Origin of the sequence: Sneathiella sedimenti (assembly GCF_017313765.1) — a bacterium.
Lineage (GTDB): Bacteria > Pseudomonadota > Alphaproteobacteria > Sneathiellales > Sneathiellaceae > Sneathiella > Sneathiella sedimenti.
The window spans coordinates 381,155-398,392 of sequence record NZ_JAFLNC010000001.1; the positions used below are offsets into that span (position 1 = coordinate 381,155).

The 17,238-nt window shown below is 53.9% G+C and carries 19 protein-coding genes and 1 other RNA gene; 8 read left to right on the top strand and 12 right to left on the bottom strand.

What is annotated here, in order from left to right; translation table 11 throughout:
• The first annotated feature begins 12 nt into the window (after positions 1 to 12).
• Together yihA and argB are read left to right on the top strand one after the other, a co-directional pair.
• The gene (gene yihA / locus J0X12_RS01855; protein WP_207041443.1) at positions 13 to 675 is read left to right on the top strand and encodes a ribosome biogenesis GTP-binding protein YihA/YsxC; all 663 of its coding nucleotides are present in this window, start codon (positions 13 to 15) and stop codon (positions 673 to 675) included.
• A 5-nt stretch (positions 676 to 680) separates the two neighbouring features.
• Positions 681 to 1,592 carry an acetylglutamate kinase gene (gene argB / locus J0X12_RS01860; protein WP_207041445.1) on the top strand — a complete coding sequence of 304 codons (912 nt, stop codon included), beginning with the start codon at positions 681 to 683 and terminating at the stop codon, positions 1,590 to 1,592.
• 15 nt (positions 1,593 to 1,607) lie between these two features.
• Here argB and J0X12_RS17290 read toward each other — a convergent pair whose 3' ends face one another.
• On the bottom strand, positions 1,608 to 2,852 hold the full coding sequence (locus J0X12_RS17290) for a DUF2336 domain-containing protein (protein ID WP_207041454.1): 1,245 nt from the start codon (positions 2,850 to 2,852) through the stop codon (positions 1,608 to 1,610).
• Between the two features lie 169 nt (positions 2,853 to 3,021).
• On the opposite strand from J0X12_RS17290, the gene J0X12_RS01870 reads away from it, so the two are divergent.
• A complete protein-coding gene (locus tag J0X12_RS01870) occupies positions 3,022 to 3,717 on the top strand; it encodes a pyrimidine 5'-nucleotidase (protein WP_207041462.1) in 696 nt (231 codons plus the stop codon).
• An 86-nt stretch (positions 3,718 to 3,803) separates the two neighbouring features.
• Complete coding sequence (gene dapD, locus J0X12_RS01875) at positions 3,804 to 4,649, top strand: 2,3,4,5-tetrahydropyridine-2,6-dicarboxylate N-succinyltransferase (protein WP_207041473.1); 846 nt, start codon at positions 3,804 to 3,806, stop codon at positions 4,647 to 4,649.
• A 41-nt stretch (positions 4,650 to 4,690) separates the two neighbouring features.
• Here dapD and J0X12_RS01880 read toward each other — a convergent pair whose 3' ends face one another.
• Complete coding sequence (locus tag J0X12_RS01880; protein ID WP_207041475.1) at positions 4,691 to 5,569, bottom strand: DMT family transporter; 879 nt, start codon at positions 5,567 to 5,569, stop codon at positions 4,691 to 4,693.
• 143 nt (positions 5,570 to 5,712) lie between these two features.
• Here J0X12_RS01880 and dapE point away from each other — a divergent pair, with 143 nt between their 5' ends.
• Positions 5,713 to 6,882, top strand: coding sequence for a succinyl-diaminopimelate desuccinylase (gene dapE / locus J0X12_RS01885; RefSeq protein ID WP_207041484.1), 1,170 nt, complete (start codon positions 5,713 to 5,715; stop codon positions 6,880 to 6,882).
• Complete coding sequence (locus J0X12_RS01890; RefSeq protein WP_207041486.1) at positions 6,879 to 7,457, top strand: hypothetical protein; 579 nt, start codon at positions 6,879 to 6,881, stop codon at positions 7,455 to 7,457. The genes dapE and J0X12_RS01890 overlap by 4 nt, the downstream gene beginning before the upstream one ends.
• On the opposite strand, the gene truA is transcribed toward J0X12_RS01890, so the two are convergent.
• Genes truA through def form a run of 3 tightly spaced genes read right to left on the bottom strand, consistent with a single transcriptional unit; the run spans position 7,454 to position 9,649 of the window.
• On the bottom strand, positions 7,454 to 8,194 hold the full coding sequence (gene truA, locus J0X12_RS01895) for a tRNA pseudouridine(38-40) synthase TruA (RefSeq protein ID WP_207041495.1): 741 nt from the start codon (positions 8,192 to 8,194) through the stop codon (positions 7,454 to 7,456). The genes J0X12_RS01890 and truA overlap by 4 nt on opposite strands.
• The gene (gene fmt, locus J0X12_RS01900) at positions 8,194 to 9,108 is read right to left on the bottom strand and encodes a methionyl-tRNA formyltransferase (RefSeq protein WP_420497036.1); all 915 of its coding nucleotides are present in this window, start codon (positions 9,106 to 9,108) and stop codon (positions 8,194 to 8,196) included. The genes truA and fmt overlap by 1 nt, the downstream gene beginning before the upstream one ends.
• Positions 9,109 to 9,127: 19 nt before the next feature.
• Positions 9,128 to 9,649 (bottom strand): peptide deformylase, encoded by a 522-nt coding sequence (def, locus tag J0X12_RS01905; protein ID WP_207041499.1) that lies wholly within the window; start codon positions 9,647 to 9,649, stop codon positions 9,128 to 9,130.
• Positions 9,650 to 9,760: 111 nt separating this feature from the next.
• Here def and J0X12_RS01910 point away from each other — a divergent pair, with 111 nt between their 5' ends.
• Entirely contained in the window at positions 9,761 to 10,891 is a 1,131-nt protein-coding gene (locus J0X12_RS01910; protein ID WP_207041507.1) for a DNA recombination protein RmuC, read from the top strand.
• Here the strand turns inward: J0X12_RS01910 and recR are convergent.
• The 4 genes from recR to ffs form a co-directional block, all read right to left on the bottom strand.
• Positions 10,888 to 11,484: a recombination mediator RecR gene (gene recR, locus J0X12_RS01915; RefSeq protein WP_207041509.1), complete on the bottom strand. Its 597-nt coding sequence runs from the start codon at positions 11,482 to 11,484 to the stop codon at positions 10,888 to 10,890. The two genes, J0X12_RS01910 and recR, sit on opposite strands and share 4 nt — an antisense overlap.
• Before the next feature lie 19 nt (positions 11,485 to 11,503).
• Positions 11,504 to 11,827 (bottom strand): YbaB/EbfC family nucleoid-associated protein, encoded by a 324-nt coding sequence (locus tag J0X12_RS01920; RefSeq protein WP_207041511.1) that lies wholly within the window; start codon positions 11,825 to 11,827, stop codon positions 11,504 to 11,506.
• On the bottom strand, positions 11,824 to 13,659 hold the full coding sequence (locus J0X12_RS01925; RefSeq protein WP_207041513.1) for a DNA polymerase III subunit gamma/tau: 1,836 nt from the start codon (positions 13,657 to 13,659) through the stop codon (positions 11,824 to 11,826). Before J0X12_RS01925 ends, J0X12_RS01920 begins: the two co-directional genes overlap by 4 nt.
• An 85-nt stretch (positions 13,660 to 13,744) precedes the next feature.
• Positions 13,745 to 13,840, bottom strand: an RNA gene (gene ffs, locus J0X12_RS01930) — signal recognition particle sRNA small type.
• A 136-nt stretch (positions 13,841 to 13,976) separates the two neighbouring features.
• Here ffs and nudC point away from each other — a divergent pair.
• A complete protein-coding gene (gene nudC, locus J0X12_RS01935) occupies positions 13,977 to 14,912 on the top strand; it encodes an NAD(+) diphosphatase (protein WP_207041515.1) in 936 nt (311 codons plus the stop codon).
• On the opposite strand, the gene J0X12_RS01940 is transcribed toward nudC, so the two are convergent.
• From J0X12_RS01940 to J0X12_RS01950, 3 genes are all read right to left on the bottom strand, one after another.
• On the bottom strand, positions 14,909 to 15,487 hold the full coding sequence (locus J0X12_RS01940; RefSeq protein ID WP_207041517.1) for a queuosine precursor transporter: 579 nt from the start codon (positions 15,485 to 15,487) through the stop codon (positions 14,909 to 14,911). The genes nudC and J0X12_RS01940 overlap by 4 nt on opposite strands.
• 94 nt (positions 15,488 to 15,581) lie before the next feature.
• Positions 15,582 to 16,442, bottom strand: coding sequence for a prephenate dehydratase (locus J0X12_RS01945; RefSeq protein WP_207041519.1), 861 nt, complete (start codon positions 16,440 to 16,442; stop codon positions 15,582 to 15,584).
• An 18-nt stretch (positions 16,443 to 16,460) separates the two neighbouring features.
• Positions 16,461 to 17,207, bottom strand: a complete 747-nt coding sequence (locus J0X12_RS01950; RefSeq protein ID WP_420497037.1) for a 3-deoxy-manno-octulosonate cytidylyltransferase — start codon at positions 17,205 to 17,207, stop codon at positions 16,461 to 16,463.
• Positions 17,208 to 17,238 lie beyond the last annotated feature (31 nt).

Genomic DNA, 17,238 nt, shown 5'->3' on the forward strand with positions numbered 1-17,238 from the left:
GAGTAGCATGACATGACCGATCCGACGGATCCCGCCGGCGAAAATGAGGCAAAGCGCCTCGAAGCCGGTCGCCTTCTCTTCGCGAAGGAATGCCAGTTCGTTGCCGGCGCCGCAACAGAGGACATGTTGCCAGAGTTGGATCTAACCGAGGTTGCCTTTGCCGGGCGGTCAAATGTTGGTAAGTCCAGCCTGGTCAATGCGCTGACCAACCGCAATACTCTCGCCCGGACGTCGAATACGCCGGGCCGGACGCAGCAGATCAATTTCTTCAATCTCGGGGATCAACTTCACCTGGTCGATTTACCCGGTCATGGCTATGCCAAGGCATCGAAACAGAAAATCGGTATCTGGACTGAATTGGTCAATAATTATCTTAGAGGACGGTCCACCTTGCGGCGGGTCCTCCTCCTTATTGACGCCCGACATGGCTTGAAGGTGACTGACCGGGAGGTCATGGATATGCTGGACGTTGCGGCAGTCAGCTATCAGATCATTCTGACGAAGGTTGACAAAAGCAATCAAAGTGACGTGAAATCGCTCACCCAAAAAATTGAGGCGGAGCTTGCCAAGCGGCCAGCTGCCCATCCGGAAACAATGCTCACCAGCTCCGTCAAAGGAATTGGCATTGAGGCGCTCCGGGCGGAACTTGCCTCATTGGCAGAAGAGGTTGGATGATTGAAATGAGTGATAAAACCCTGTCAGTTGAGGAACAGCTCGCCAAGGCACGGACCCTGTCTGAAGCCTTGCCATACATGCATCGTTTCAATGGCCAGACCTTCGTCATCAAATATGGCGGTCATGCCATGGGCGATGAACAGCTCTCGCATTATTTCGCGCGAGACGTAGCACTGATGAAACAGGTCGGCATCAACCCGGTTATTGTTCACGGCGGCGGACCACAAATCGGCAGCATGCTGGAACGGCTGAAAATCCAGAGTTCATTTATTGACGGGCTCCGGGTCACCGACAAGGAAACGGTGGAAATCGCCGAAATGGTGCTGTCGGGCTCACTGAACAAGAAGATTGTCACGTCAATCAACTCTGCGGGCGGACTTGCCATTGGTCTTTCGGGTAAAGATGGCAACCTGATCGAGGCACAGAAGCTGAACCGCACCAAACGTGATCCCGATAGCAATATCGAGAGGATCCTGGATCTCGGCTTTGTCGGGGAACCCCGTCGCATCAATCCGGAAATTCTTGAAAGCTTTGAGGAAAACAACCTTATTCCCGTCATCGCCCCGATCGGTGTTGGACCGAACGGTCAGACTTTCAATATCAATGCAGATACGGCCGCAGGTCATATCGCGGCTGCGATAGGCGCAACGAAGCTGATCATGATGACCGATGTCGAAGGGGTTCTGGACAAGAACAAAAAGCTGATCAACCGTCTTACTCCCGATGAAGTAAGACAGCTGCAAAAGGATGGTACTATCGTTGGCGGCATGATTCCGAAGCTGGAAACCTGTCTTTTCGCGTTGGAAGAAGGAGTCGAATCCGCTACCATTCTGGATGGTCGCATTCCTCATGTCCTGTTGCTTGAAACCTTCACCGAACATGGCGTCGGGACGATGATCACCGAAAGCTCCACTTAGGCCGGCGAAATACCCCTACCCCTCGTAGAACGATAACTGCCAGTCCATTTCCTTGTCGGTGAAAGGATACTCGATCCCATTGCGCGCGTTGATAAGGTCGCGGCGCGGCACATGGGCAATGACCGTCTGTATTTTGAAGGCTAGCCGCATGGAAAGCCCCGCTTTCCAGCACAAAGAGGTAACAACCTTGCCGTTGCGGGATACCAGCATGGCGTTGACTGTCTTAGAGCTGTACTTGGTTTTCAGGGACAATGCGGTCACGACAAATTCCTGATCCTTGAGGTCGACGGCGTCCGCAATGGCCTCTTCATCGAGTTTGCCGTCCGCGAACAGCTTTTCAGCGCGCGTCTGGCTCCCTTCCTCACTGGCTGGCGTGAACTCGCGGGTTTTCTCAATTCGGCCCCGAACGATATTTTTAAGCTCCTTTTCGGTAGCCGGCGGAAGGTTGTTGCGGCTTACCAGTTTTTCAACAAGAGAGGATGCAACGAAACCAGAGATCCGGCGCATCGCCCGCAACGAAAGGTTAAGCCGCATGACCAAAGGCTCGTGAAGTGGTTCAACGCTCTCTGCCTGATCCATGATCTGGTCGAGTGTTTCTTCGCGGATTTTTGCGGATGGGTTGGCAAGCAGGGTAGATATTGCGGGCACTTCAAGCTGTGCAACAACTGCGTCAGAGACGTCTTCGCTCAGATTGGGCCTGCGGGCAACTGCAGGAAGCGCACCTGCAGCAATCCCGCTCGCCATAATTTCCAAAAGGTCGTTGTCGGATAGCAGGGGAGAATATTCCAGGATTGGGCTTGCGACAATTTCCTCCACATCTTTCGCGAGATCCATCACGATGTTCTTTGGGACGTCGACGCTTTCCTTCAGTGTTTCCGAAATTATCGCCCGAACCGCCGTTACCTGATCGTTGGCCAGAATTTCCAGAACCTCAATTGTTTTCTCAAGGATGATAGCCGTCTGCTCCCCTGACAAATCCGGTAACAGGCGGCAGATTTTTCGGGCCAGTTCCATCCGCACCTCGTGATCTTCATCCTGCGCAAGAATGAGGTTGGCCTTGGCCGGCGTACAGGGGTTGAGGGCGAGGTTTTTACGAACCTTGCCGGACGAATCGTCCGTCAGATAATAGAGGATTTCCGGCTCTGTATCTTCATGGGCTGCAAGGTCCGCCCGAATGGCAACATCCGTGCTCAAGGCCCGTGCCTTGTTATCCTCATAGGTCGAGGATGCCGGTTTTTTCAAATTTAATTTGCCGCTCACGCCGCTAACACCCGCTGGATTACCTTTAATTGCCTCTTGCGCGGATATAATAGGGTTTTAAGCTTAATAGCCTCTTAAAAAAGAGGATATTTTGAGGAACTCATCCTATTTCCCATTCACCATCAATTAATTCTTGTCGGGACAACAAAGACACGGCAAAGTCGCACTCATGACTGGAACTCCCCGCTGGAAAAATTTTGACCATATCGACTGCTGGATATTCGATCTCGACAATACCCTGTATCCTTCAAAATCGAACCTGTTCGCGAAGATTGACAAGAAAATGGGGGAATTTATTTCTGATTTTCTACAAGTCGATCTTGTCGAGGCGAAAAATGTTCAGAAAAAGTTTTTCCACGAACATGGCACGACGCTGAACGGGCTGATGTTGAATTATGATATCAACCCCAACGATTTTCTGGATTATGTGCATGATATTGATGTCACCGATCTGGTGGCCTCCCCGGAGTTGAGCGCTGCGCTGGAACAGTTACCGGGCCGCAAAATCATTTTTACCAACGGATCCCACTATCACGCGACCAATGTGTCGACCCAGCTCGGGATCGATCATCATTTCGAGCATATTTTCGATATCGTTGCGGCTGATTTCAAGCCCAAACCCCATAAGCCTGTTTATGAGAAGCTGGTGCGTGAGTTTGGCATCACTCCTGAAAAGGCGGTTCTTTTCGAAGATATGGCCGTCAACCTGGCGCCGGCGCATGAAATGGGAATGACGACCGTCTGGATCCCGAATGAAGCACATTGGTCTAGCCAAGGTGCCGAAGGACCGCATATCCATTATCAGACCGATGATCTGACCCGATGGTTAGCTGACCTGCTTGCGGATCGGCGCCCTATTACATAAAAACACGTGCTCGCAGATTGACATCTGCCGGTGGCCGGGTATGTTCTCGCAAACGCAGATTTACCAGATTTCAGGGATAAGCCATTATGACATTAGCCGAATTGCAGCCGGTTGTTGATGCGGCGTGGGAAAGCCGGGACACTATTTCCACCACAACAAAAGGCGAAGTCCGCGACGCCGTGGAAGCGACATTAAATGCTCTCGACAACGGAAAGCTTCGTGTGGCCGAAAAGGGAAAAGACGGCTGGGTTGTCAATCAGTGGGCGAAAAAAGCCGTTCTCCTGTCCTTCCGCCTCAATGACATGGAAATGATTTCCGGTGGCCCGGGCAACAATTCAAGCTGGTGGGACAAGGTCCCCAGCAAGTTCGAGGGCTGGAGTGAAAACCGCTTTCGTGAAGCCGGATTCCGGGCCGTTCCCAACTGCGTGGTCCGCAAGAGTGCCTATATCGCTCCCGGCGCCATCCTGATGCCGAGTTTCGTCAATCTCGGGGCCTATGTGGACAGCGGTACGATGGTGGATACCTGGGTCACGGTCGGTTCCTGCGCCCAGATTGGCAAGAATGTGCATCTTTCCGGTGGGGTGGGTATTGGCGGCGTACTGGAGCCACTGCAGGCGGATCCGGTCATTATCGAGGATAACTGCTTTATCGGTGCCCGCTCCGAGATTGTGGAAGGGGTCATCGTTGAGGAAGGCTCGGTTCTTTCCATGGGTGTTTTCATCAGCGCCTCCACCAAGATCATCAATCGCGACACCGGCGAAATACATATCGGCCGCGTTCCGGCCTATTCCGTCGTCGTTCCCGGCAACCTGCCGGGCAAGCCACTTCCGGACGGCACACCAGGGCCGAGCCTATACTGTGCGGTTATCGTGAAAACAGTGGATGCGCAGACCCGCTCCAAAACCTCGATCAATGATCTTCTGAGAGACTAGATCGGATCATATCGGCGAGGGTCATACCCTCGCCGGTTCTCTCATCGCCGCAGATTTTCCCGGTAAACCATGTAAAGCCCACTGCCGGCGATGACGACCACGCCGATCCAGACGTTCAGTGCCGGAAAATCCCCAAATACAAAATATCCCAGCAAAACCGCCCACAGAAGTGCCGTATACTCAAAGGGCGTGATTACACCAACCTCGCCAAGAGCGAAGGATTTCACCAGACAGATATTGCCCGCCAAGGACAAAAGCGCCATCAACACCACAAGACCCAGATCCATGAAGGGCATGGGCTGCCAGACAAAGATCGACGCAATTCCCGAAGCCACCAAGAGTCCGAGGTTGCTGTAAAATATGATCGTGAAGGTCGTCTCCGTTTGGCTCAGGACACGCCCGGTCAACATCACCCCGCAATAACACAGGCTTGCGGCGAGCACCATGAAAGCCTCGAGCTTGAGCAGACCTGATGTGGGCTGCAGGACAAACAGGACTCCGGCAAAGCCGATGAAGATTGCACTCCAGCGATGGATACCTACTTTTTCCTTGAACAGGGGAACGGAAAGCGCTGTCATCACGAAGGGCGAAATAAAGAATATTACGGTCGCATCCGCGAGTGGTAGCTCTTTCAAAGACTGAAAAAACAAAAGCGGCGCAAAAATACCAAATGCAATCCTGAGGGCATGACCGCCAATCTGCCGTGTCTTGATCATATGGGATTCCCCGCGCGCACCTATCCAGATCAGCAATAGCGGCAATAGGACTGCGCCACGGATTGCAAGCATCTGCACAACGGAATAATCTGCTTCAACCAGAAGTTTCGCGACCGCATCCATAGAGGTCATAAAAAATATGCCGACGACCATGAAAATGATCCCGCGAATATTTCCGGATTTTGCGATTTGGGTGAAGGGCATATTTCTACTTTCTTAACAAGCGAAGCTGTCATATCCCGGGGCTATAAAAACTGCAATGAAAGTTAGAAATTTATTTACGCCCTTCACCTTCGCCATTGACCGAATGGGCCAGCGAACGGTAAAGGTCATCTATGGATAGAAACTTGCAAATATCAGAAGTCGTCGCCCTTGCCCAGGCATTGATGCGATGCCCTAGTGTAACGCCCGAAGATGCCGGCGCCCTTGACGTGCTGCAAAAGAATCTCGAAGAAACCGGCTTTGTCTGTCATCGGCTAACGTTCAGCGACGAGGGCACTCCGGATGTGGAGAATCTTTACGCCCGCTTTGGGACAGCAGGACCAAATTTCTGCTTCGCCGGCCATACCGACGTCGTGCCTGTTGGGAATGCGGATGCTTGGAGCGTGGATCCCTTCAACGGGACCATTAAGGACGGAACGATTTATGGCCGTGGTGCCGCAGATATGAAGGCGGCGATTGCCGCCTTCGCCACCGCCTCTAAACGGTTTATCAAGGAATCCGGTGAAGAATTCGCCGGCTCCATCAGTCTGTTGATTACCGGTGATGAGGAAGGTCCTGCAATTAACGGCACCCGCAAAGTCCTGGACTGGATGGCGGAAAATGGAGAGAAGATCGACCATTGCGTCGTCGGTGAACCAACCAACCCGCAAGAGCTTGGCGATATGGTCAAGATCGGTCGACGGGGTTCTTTCACTGGATACCTGACTGTCATCGGGACGGAAGGGCATGTTGCCTATCCGCATCTTGCCGATAATCCTGTGCCCCATCTGGCGGCAATGGTGGGAGCGCTGGACGCATTGGTTCTTGATGACGGAACCGAGCATTTCCAGCCGAGCAATCTGGAGTTCACCACGATTGACGTTGGCAATCCGGCTACAAATGTCATTCCTAAGTCGGCAAACGCAACCTTCAATATCCGTTTCAATACACACCACAGCCTCGACTCGCTTGAGCACACAGTTCGCGGTGTTCTTGATAGCGTCGCCGAATTACGCGGTTGCCATTATGAGCTTGATTGCCGGAAAAACTCATCGCCCTTCCTGACGCCCGAGGGAGATTTCAGCGCGCTTATCGTCGAGGCGATTGAAAAGCGGCTTGGCCGGAAGCCTGAGCTTTCAACCACCGGAGGCACGTCCGACGCCCGTTTCATCAAGGATTTTTGTCCGGTTGTCGAATTTGGCCTGATCAGCCAGACCATGCATAAGATTGATGAACGGGCAAATGTGGCCGATGTCGAGGCTTTGACAGATATCTATACAGACATCCTGAGAAGCTATTTCGTGACCCAGGGATGATTAGTCTTCGGGAAATCGTCAATTCTCTATTTGGCGCTTACCAGCTCGCGCGGAGGGACCCAAATGCCCTCAACTATTTCAATATTTCAACGGAAGGCTTTTACCGATCATTCCTGGCAATGGTTCTGGCTGTACCGTTGTTCGCGATAGAAAACTCCATAGATTATCGCAAAGTCCCGACGGAAACAGAGATTATTCCCTTTTTGGTGCTGCTCTGCATTGCCTTGTTGGTCAGCTGGGGGGCATATCTGGTGATCATGGCGGTGTTTGCGCGCTATATGGGATTTTCAGACCGTTATAGCGTGTTTGTCATCGTGTATAACTGGATGCAGTTCGCGATAATCCTTATCTGGCTGCCCCTCTCGATAATTGCAACTGGCATTCTTTCCGGAAGTATCGCGGCGACGATGACCCTGCTATTCATCGCGGCAACCTATGCTCTGCTTTGGTATGTCCTAAAGATCACGCTTAACCTCACCGGGTTGATGGCGACCGGTTTTGCCTTTCTTGAGTTTCTGATTGTAATTTTGGTGCAAGCCGTTTTTTCAAGCTGGCTTTTTACTGCACCGGTCTAGCTATAATCCACCTGCGTCAGATACAGACCATAGGGCGGTGCATTTGGCCCGGCGCGTTGGCGGTCTTTGGCATCCAGTGCCGCTTTTAAGTCACTCTTGGTCCATTGTCCGGTCCCGACGAGGGCGAGGCTGCCGACCATGGACCGAACCTGATTATGCAAAAACGAAATAGCGGAAGCACGAATTTGTATTTCCTCCCCTTCTCGTGAAACTGTCAGCTTTTCAAGCGTCCTTACCGGAGAATTTGCCTGACAGGCAGCGGCACGAAAGCTGGTAAAATCATGCCGCCCTATGAGAATCTTTGCGGCCTCATTCATGGCATCGGCATCCAGCTCCCGCTTAACAAGCCAGGCAAGCCCCGCCTCCACGGTCAACGGCGCCCGACGATTGATGATCCGGTAGAGATAATGTCGCTTGATTGCCGAAAACCGGGCGCTGAATTCCGCGTCCACCTCCTCGCATGCCAGGATAGCAATCGGTGCCGGTTTCAAATGCTGATTGAGTGCGTTCATCACGACTTGCGGTTTTCGGTTTGAGGCAAGTTCAAAACTCGCGACCTGGCCAAGCGCGTGTACTCCGGCGTCTGTCCGGCCCGCGCCCTGAATGCGTATCTCTTCGCCGCAAAAATCGAAAATGGCTTCTTCAATATGCTGCTGGACCGAAGGGCCGTTTTTTTGTCGTTGCCAGCCGACAAGCTCCCGCCCATCGTACTCTATGGTGATGCGGTAACAGGGCATCAGCCCAGCACCTCGCCCTTGGCGATTAGTCGACCGTTGAGAAATGACGCCGCATCCATGGCACCCTTTCCGGCGGGTTGCAACGTGATGAGCCTTAAGGCCCCTTCCCCGCAGGCAACGGTTAGCCGATCATCCAATACGGTACCAGGGCCTCCCTCGCCTTCCACCGGTGTCGCCGCCAGCAGCTTGATCCGTTGTCCCTGATACTCGAAATATGCCCCCGGTGCCGGATTTAGGCCTCGAATATGCCGGTCGAGTTCAATAGCGCTGCGCCGCCAGTCAATCTTAGCCTCGGATTTGGAAATTTTCTCGGCGTAAGTTACCCCTTCTGAGGATTGCGGCGTCGCAACGAGATCGGGCGCTTCGAGGCGTGCCAATGTCCTGAGCAATAGTTCCGCCCCGGTTTCGGCGAGGACATCGTGGAGCGAACCCGCGGTCGTCTCAGCGTTGATCGGAACTCGCGTCTCGCTTAACACCGGGCCTGTATCCAGCCCGGCCTCCATCTGCATGACGGCAATGCCTGTCTCTTCATCTCCCGCCATGATGGCGCGTTGGATCGGAGCCGCACCACGCCAACGAGGCAGTAAAGACGCATGCAGGTTAAGACAGCCAAACTTAGGCGCGTCAAGAATAGCACTTGGCAGAATGAGCCCGTAGGCAACAACAATGGCAACGTCGAGTTTTAGGTCTGCAAACTCGGCCTGTACCTCTGGCGACTTCAAGGAAACCGGCGTGCGGACCGGCACGCCTTCGGAGTTTGCCAATTGATGTACGGCGGAAGGCACTAGCTTCTTGCCACGACCCGCCGGCCTAGGGGGCTGGGAATAGACGCAAGCCACCTCATGCGGGGATCCGATCAAAGCCGTCAGAATATGGGCGGAGAACATCGGCGTTCCCATAAAGGCAAGTCGCAATCCCGCCATAACGGCTCCTTCAGCTCGCCAGCTTTTTCTGTTTGAGTAACTTTCGCAAGATCATGTTGCGTTTGAGAGCTGAAATATGATCGAGGAACAGGATTCCGTCGAGATGATCCATTTCATGCTGGACACAGGTGGAGAGCAAACCGTCTGCGCGCAGAGTCTGCTGCTTTCCATCGATGTCCAGATAGCTGACTTCAACCTCGGCGGGGCGAACCACATCTGCATAATGTTCCGGGACGGAAAGACAGCCTTCTTCATAGGTTGCATCATGGTCTGAAACCCAGGTGATTTCCGGATTGATCAGCGCGAGAGGTTGGGGTTCCTCTCCTTCCTGTCCTTTACCAACAACATCGATGACAAGCAGGCGCTTCTGCACACCCACCTGTATGGCCGCGAGGCCAATACCCGGCGCGGCATACATAGTCTCGAACATGTCGTCGATCAGTTTACGGATTTCCGCATCCACCTTTTCCACCGGTTTGGAGATGGTTTTCAAAAGCGGATCGGGCGCTGTATATATAGGCAAAAGGGCCATGGTGTTCCGTTGTTGTTCGCGTTACGATATGTCAAAGAGTAGGTATTATGCCTGTTCGCGTTCGTCAAGGTTATTGACGGCACTGGAACAGTGCATTTGGGAGTGTTTTTAATGGAAATTGCCCTGATCGCGGTTATTGCGTTTCTGGTAGTTGTCACGCTGGTTCTGTTCTTCAAGATGTCGAAAGCTGAGAAGCTGGCAGAGACTGCGTCTACAAATAGTGAAAATCTGACCCGTCTTACAGAGAGTCTGATTAACCAGCAGGCACAGCTGGAAGGGCAGCTCAAGCAGATTTCAACCGACAGCGCGCAAAGCCGCCAGGAGATCAACCAGACTTTGAGCGAACGGCTGGATACGGTTTCCAAACGCCTAGGCGACAGTCTCAGCCAGTCCGCGGAAAAAACCGGCCAGAGCTTGACCGAATTGCAGGCGCGACTCGCTGTGATTGATAAAGCGCAAACCAACCTGACAGAGCTTTCCAACCAGGTTGTCGGGCTACAGGATATTCTCGCGAACAAGCAGGCACGCGGCGCCTTTGGCGAAATTCAGCTCAATGATCTGGTAAAATCGGCCCTGCCACCGTCCGCTTATGATTTTCAGGTAACGCTCAGCAACGGGCGGCGGGCGGACTGCCTGATCAAGCTCCCTAATCCACCTGGTTCCATCGTCGTCGATGCAAAATTCCCGCTCGAGAGCTATCATATGCTGAGGCAGGCGGAGACAGATAGCGACAAGCTGCAAGCCAATCGAGCCTTTACCGGCGCCATGCAGAAGCATATCGCAGATATTAGCGAAAAATATATACTGGATGGGGAAACGGCCGAATCAGCGCTTCTTTTCCTGCCTTCCGAAGCGGTCTATGCAGAGCTGCACGCTAATTTTCCGGCGATACTTGAAAGATCGTACAAGGCCCGGGTCTGGATTGTCTCCCCAACAACGCTGATGGCGACACTTAACACTGTGCGTGCCGTCCTGAAAGACAGCCAGATGCGGGCGCAGGCCGGCGTTATTCAGAAAGAGGTTGGAGTTCTGCTTAAGGATGTCGAACGACTGGATGCCCGTGTCGACAATCTTGGCAAGCATTTCCTGCAGGCCAGCAAGGACATTGAACTAATTGAGACTTCAAGCCGGAAAATCAGCAGCCGTGCCGAAAAGATCGAGGAACTGCAGCTGGGTGAGGAAGACAATGATCTTCTTGCGGCTCCACCGGAGCAGCCTCACCAAATTGAAGAGCAGGATTAAGCCATCGACCGGCGGGATTTTAGCGCCGCCGACAGTGTACCATCGTCAAGATAATCGAGCTCGCCGCCAACAGGGACACCGTGCGCTAATCGCGTCACCTGAACACCAAAATCAGAGAGGCGGTCAGACAGATAGTGTGACGTCGTCTGGCCATCGATTGTCGCATTGAGCGCCAGAATAACCTCCGTAATGCCGCCCTCTTCGACACGGCGAATCAACGGCTCAATATTAAGCTCATCCGGGCCAATGCCATCAAGAGCGGAGAGAGTTCCTCCGAGGACATGATAACGTCCGTGAAACGCCTCGGAGCGTTCCAGCGCCCAGAGGTCAGACACATCCTCAACAATACAGAGAAGAGTCTGATCCCGTTTTACATCCCGACATATTTCGCAGGGATCGGTTACATCAAGATTTCCGCATTGGCTACATACCTTCACATTGTCGGCTGCGGCTTGCATGGCGGCGGAAAGGGGCGTCAGAAGACTCTCCCGGCGGCTAATTAGGTAAAGCGTCGCCCGGCGTGCCGAGCGAGGCCCCAGACCTGGAAGCTTTGAAAGTAGCTGTATCAGGCGATCAATTTCGGACTGGCTCATAAAGGATATTGCCGCCGCATCAGAAGGGCAGTTGCATGCCGGGCGGAAGCTGTAATCCGCCGGTCATTTCCTTCATTTTCTCGGCTGAGTAAGCTTCCACTTTACTGCGCGCGTCTGCGTGGGCGGCAACAATCAAGTCTTCCATAACTTCCTTGTCGTCAGGATCGACAAGAGAGGTATCCACGTCGAGTTTCCTCATCTCGCCCTTGCAATTGAGTGTTACCTTGACCATTCCGGCACCGGATTGTCCAATAACTTCATGATGCTCCAGTTCGGCCTGCATTTCGGCCATCTTGCTCTGCATCTCTTTGGCCTGCTTCATCAGGTTGCCAAGGTTTTTCATTCGAATGTATCTCCATCGTCGATTTCGTCTTCACCGGATATGTCATCGGGAAGCATGATGTCAAGTGAGGGCCCGAGATGCCGTATCTCCCGGATTGTCGCGGCGGGGAAAAGCGACTTGATATTCTGAACGATGGGATGGTGTTCCATCGCCTCAATCTCGGCTGCCTTGTCACTCAGGCGTTTTTCAGCAACGGTTGCCGCCCCTTCCGAATGGGCGGTCATTCGCACGTCCCATTGATCACCGGTAATCTCGCGCAACCGCCTGCCAAGTCGGCTGGCGAGATCCGCCGCCGCACCCACCGCCGGGCTGAACTCTATCAGTCCTTGTTCAAACAGCACGGGCCGGACGAAATTGAGGACCTCGCCCTTGAGCTTGATATCCTGTCGCTCGGAAAGCAGATTGACTACATCCTCCATGGATTTTGGCTGGGATACCTGAGGGACCATGTCCACCTTGACCGGCTCGGGTTCAGGTAGGTGATCGTTTCGCGCAACCAGGGATAAATGAGCGCGCGGCTCCGTCTCTTGCCGGGGGGCAGGGGAGGCAGAAAATGCTACCGCAGCACCACCAGTGCCACTGGAACTCATGCCCGCTCCGCCCTGAGGCGCTGATACAGGGCGAGCGTCGCCAACTGCATTGGATCCAGTGCGTCCTTCGTTGGGGGTACCCGTAAACTGGCGGGCGAGGTCATTTGGTGTCGGCAGTTCACTGACATAGGCAAGGCGTACCAGAACCATCTCTGCCGCTGCGAGCGGCATCGGTGCGTGACTGACTTCGTCCAGACCTTTGAGCAACATCTGCCATGTACGTGCAAGTACAGGCATCGAGAGCTTGTTGGCCATTTCAGTGCCACGCGTAATCTCACCCCCGGCCATGGCGATATTATTGGCGGCCTCCGGCGTGACCTTGAGTGACGTCAGCCAGTGGGTCAGTTCCAGCAAATCCTGTATGACCACTACCGGGTCGGCGCCGCTGTCATATTGCCCACGCAGAAGCGCCAACGACTCCTTGATATTGCCTTCCATCAAAAGGCCAAGCAGATCGAGGATACGGGTCCGGTCAGCAAGGCCCAGCATGTCCCGCACCTGGAGGGCCGTCACTTTTCCATCGCCATGCGCAATCGCCTGATCTAACAGGGAGAGGCCATCGCGTACGGACCCTTCTGCTGCGCGGGCAATCAAGGCAAGGGCGTCCTCTTCTATCTCCGCCTGTTCCTTTTCGGCAATTGTGGCGAAATAGGCGGCAAGTGTGTCACCATCGACGCGCTTGAGGTCGAACCGCTGGCACCGGGAAAGGACCGTGACCGGAATTTTCCGAATCTCCGTCGTCGCAAAGATAAACTTCACATGCTCAGGTGGCTCCTCCAGCGTTTTCAGCAACGCATTGAAGGCATTTTTCGAGAGCATATGCACTTCGTCGATAATGTAGATCTTGAATCGCGCCGCGACGGGCAAATACCGTACCCCGTCAATCAGCTCGCGAATATCATCCACGCCGGTGCGGCTCGCCGCGTCCATTTCAAGGACGTCCTGGTGGCGGTCCTCGGCAATGGCGACGCAGTTCTGGCAAGCGCCACATGGCGAGACCGTCGGTCCACCGTTCCCGTCCGGGCCCGTACAATTGAGACCGCGGGCGATGATCCGCGCGGTTGTCGTCTTTCCGATTCCACGCGTACCCGTCAAGACGAAAGCATGGGCGAGACGTCCCGCCTCCAACGCATTGGAAAGCGTTTTCACCATGGCTTCGTGACCGATCAGTTCATCGAAGGTCGACGGACGGTACTTGCGGGCAAGAACACGATAGGGGCTTTTGGATTGATCGCTAGTCATAACGCAATCATAGCAGAGAACATCTTTGAAACACCAGCCAAAGGAGGAGGAAATGTTTCTATATATGCAGGAGGAGCGCAAGAGAGAAGAAGACTGGCAACGACCCGCACCGAAACTCGTTACGGCTGCTTCCTTCCGGATCTGACCGGGTTCGCGAGGGGCACGCCCATCGCCAGCCTTCCAACGCCTATATCATGCAGTTGTAAGAGAGAAGCAAGCCCTTTTTCCGGTTTTTTTTGATCCTAACTTGAACAATCATTCAAATTTTGTCGTCTTGACGATTGCAGGAACGGATAAGTTGTGACAATCTGCCGCGCATGAAAAAACCGATTGTCTTTGCTGGCGGTGACTTCGACCGCGCGTCCCATCTGCGGACGGATCCAAACTGGATAGAACAAAAATTAAGAGATCCGAATAGCCGGTTCCTCCCGATGCATCAGTTGAAAGCGCTGATCAGCCTAACGGAAGGCGCGCGCATAGATTGGCGCGGATATTCCGAGGTACAGGAATTTATCACCGCGGGCGCGTCCCTGATATTCCTGGGAAATACTGACACCACCAGTCATTTCGCGATTGACGTATCAGAGATTGAAAATCCGAAAAGACCGCCCGTCGAGGATTGGGGCAAGTTCATTGATGTCCGTTCGGTCGCACCTCAGCTTAGCTCTGGTGAAGCTGGTGCACTCGCGCAGGCACGCTCTATGATCGACTGGCATAACCGGCATGGCTTTTGCGCCGTTTGCGGTGCACCCACCCAGCCCCAGGAAGCGGGATATTCGCGAAAATGCGAAGACACAAGCTGCAGTGCCACACATTTCCCGCGCACGGACCCTGTTGCCATTATGATGGTGACCAAGGGCGATAAATGCCTTCTCGGTCAAGGGATAAACTTTCCTGGCGACTTTTATTCCTGTCTCGCGGGTTTTATTGAGCCTGGCGAGACCATTGAACAGGGCGTCATGCGCGAAGTCCTTGAAGAATCAGGAATTCAAGTCACGAATGTCCGGTATCACCAGTCGCAGCCCTGGCCTTTTCCCTCTTCCCTGATGATCGGCTGCTTCGCCGATGCCCTCAACGATGATATTACGGTGGACCACACGGAGCTAAACGACGCGCGATGGTTCACACGTGAGGAAGTACGCAGAATGCTGGAGCAAAGTACCAAGCCTACCGGATTGCGGATAGGCGGGCCAATCGCCCTGGCTCACCAGTTGGCAAAAGCCTGGGTAGAGGAGGCTGCGCCGGTAGCCTAGCGGGCAACTGGCGCGAGGGTGAGCGGATCGGTAATTTTGATCAACCCGCGGAACGGCAGGATCAGGACGGCGACCATAATTAGTTTTGCCGCATAGTCCCCCAAAGCCCAGGTATGCCAGGGAAGGCCTGTGCCAACGAAGGCGAGCACGAAAAAGATCACCGTATCGACAAATGATGCAATGACGGAAGAGGCCACCGGCGCCTTCCACCATGATTGACGCCGCAGCTTGTCAAAAATGGTGACATCCAGCATTTGCGCAATGAAAAACGCGGAACCCGATGCGATGGCAATGCGCGAGTTGGCCAACAATAGTGACATCACTACTGCAACAATAAAGCCGACGAAAACGACATCACGCGCAAGCCGCGCCCCAAGGGTCCGGTTGGTAATATCCGTCACGAGAAATGCAATCGGATAGGACAGCGCACCCCAGGTAAACCAGTCGTTCACCGGCATTTCCACCAGGATGTTAGATACCGTCACGACAACGGCCATGGCAACAACACCAACTAGCAGGAACAGTTTCTGCGCCCGGTTAAGCCTTGCTACGTCGTCAATATATTCTTTGAGCATATCTATCTCGACTGCAACGCACAGGCATTCTGCCTGTGAAGGAGGTAAATTTGTGACTGCTTATATTCAATCCCGCCAGTTCGGGCAACCGGTTTTATGTCCCGTATTGCCGGCGGTAGGGATTCGCTGGATAAACGCCAAGAATCTTGAGCTTCGCGGAGAAGAACTGTAATTCCTCAATTGCCCGCGCAACCCGCGCTTCATCGGGGTGGCCCTCGATATCAATATAGAACTGCGCGGCCTCGAAACTGGCGTCAGTGATATAGCTTTCCAGCTTCGTCACGTTGATACCATTGGTCGCGAACCCGCCAAGCGCCTTGTAAAGTGCGGCTGGCTGGCTGCGCACTTGAAAGACAAAGCTCATCATGCAGCTTCCGTTCTTTGGGTCGGGATCCTGTCGCTGACGAGACATGATAATAAACCGCGTGGTATTGCCAATACGATCCTCCACCCGGTCACGCAGGACCTCCAAACCGTAGATCTCGCCCGCCAGGCTGGAGGCAATAGAGGCCTGGGTCTTGTCACCAAGCTCCGCAATCATCTTTGCCGATCCCGCCGTATCCGCATGGATGACGGGTTCAATACCCAGATCACGGGTCAATCCCCGGCACTGGGAGAGCGCCTGTTCGTGACTGTGAACGGCCTTGATGTCGGACAGGGTCGCCCCCGGCACACCGAGAAGCTGATGCATGACCGGCTGAAAATGCTCCCCGATGATATAAAGTCCCGATTCCGGCAACAAGTGATGTATATCGGCGACCCGCCCGCCCAGAGAATTCTCAATCGGGATCATAGCGAGCGCCGCGTCCCCATCACGCACCATTGTCAGTGCATCAGCAAAGGTATCGCAGGCAATCGCCTCCAAATCTGGATAGACGGTGCTGCAGGATAAATGGCCATAGGCCCCCGGGACACCCTGAAAGGCAATGCGGTTGTCGGGATCAATGTCTGACATTTCTAACTTCTCAAATTCTCAGGAAACGAATATACGGCGGATACGTGCCAAATCTTCGGGAGTATCAACACCAAGCGGCACCGTGTCAACGATCGCCGCATCAATACGCATCCCATTTTCAAGCGCCCGGAGCTGCTCAAGTCGCTCTCGCTGTTCCAATGGCGCAGGCGGGAGCGAAACGAACCGAGCAAGCGCGTCGCGACGATATGCATAAAGACCGATATGGTGGTAACGGGGCCCGTTCCCCCAGGGCGTTCTCAATCGGCTGAACCAGAGTGCCCGGCCGATCCTTTCTCCGTTTGCCAGTGAAACGACCGCCTTCACTGCATTTTCATCGTCGAGCTCTTCCTCATCGATGATTTCCGCGACAAGTGTCGCCATATCGACTGCGACATTTTGTAGCGGCTGAAACACAGCCTTGATCGCGGAAGGATCCAGCGCCGGCAGATCGCCTTGCAAATTTACAACCGCGTCATAGGCCCCATTTGGATCGTAAGCCTCCGCTGCTTCGAACACCCTGTCCGAGCCAGAGGGATGATCGGGCCGCGTCAGCAAGGCGGTTCCGCCCGCCGCACGAACGGCCTCCGCAATCTCTTCCTCAGCGCAGGCTACAAGGACAGGGCCGATGTCAGCCTCTTCCGCCCGTCGCATGACCTGGACAATCATTGGTGCGCCTGCAATATCGGCAAGCGGCTTTCCTGGCAGCCGGCTGGAGGCCATTCTTGCCGGTATGACTATAAGTGGTTTTTTCGGCGTAGAACTCATCATAACAATCCAAATCATCCCTCATAACGAA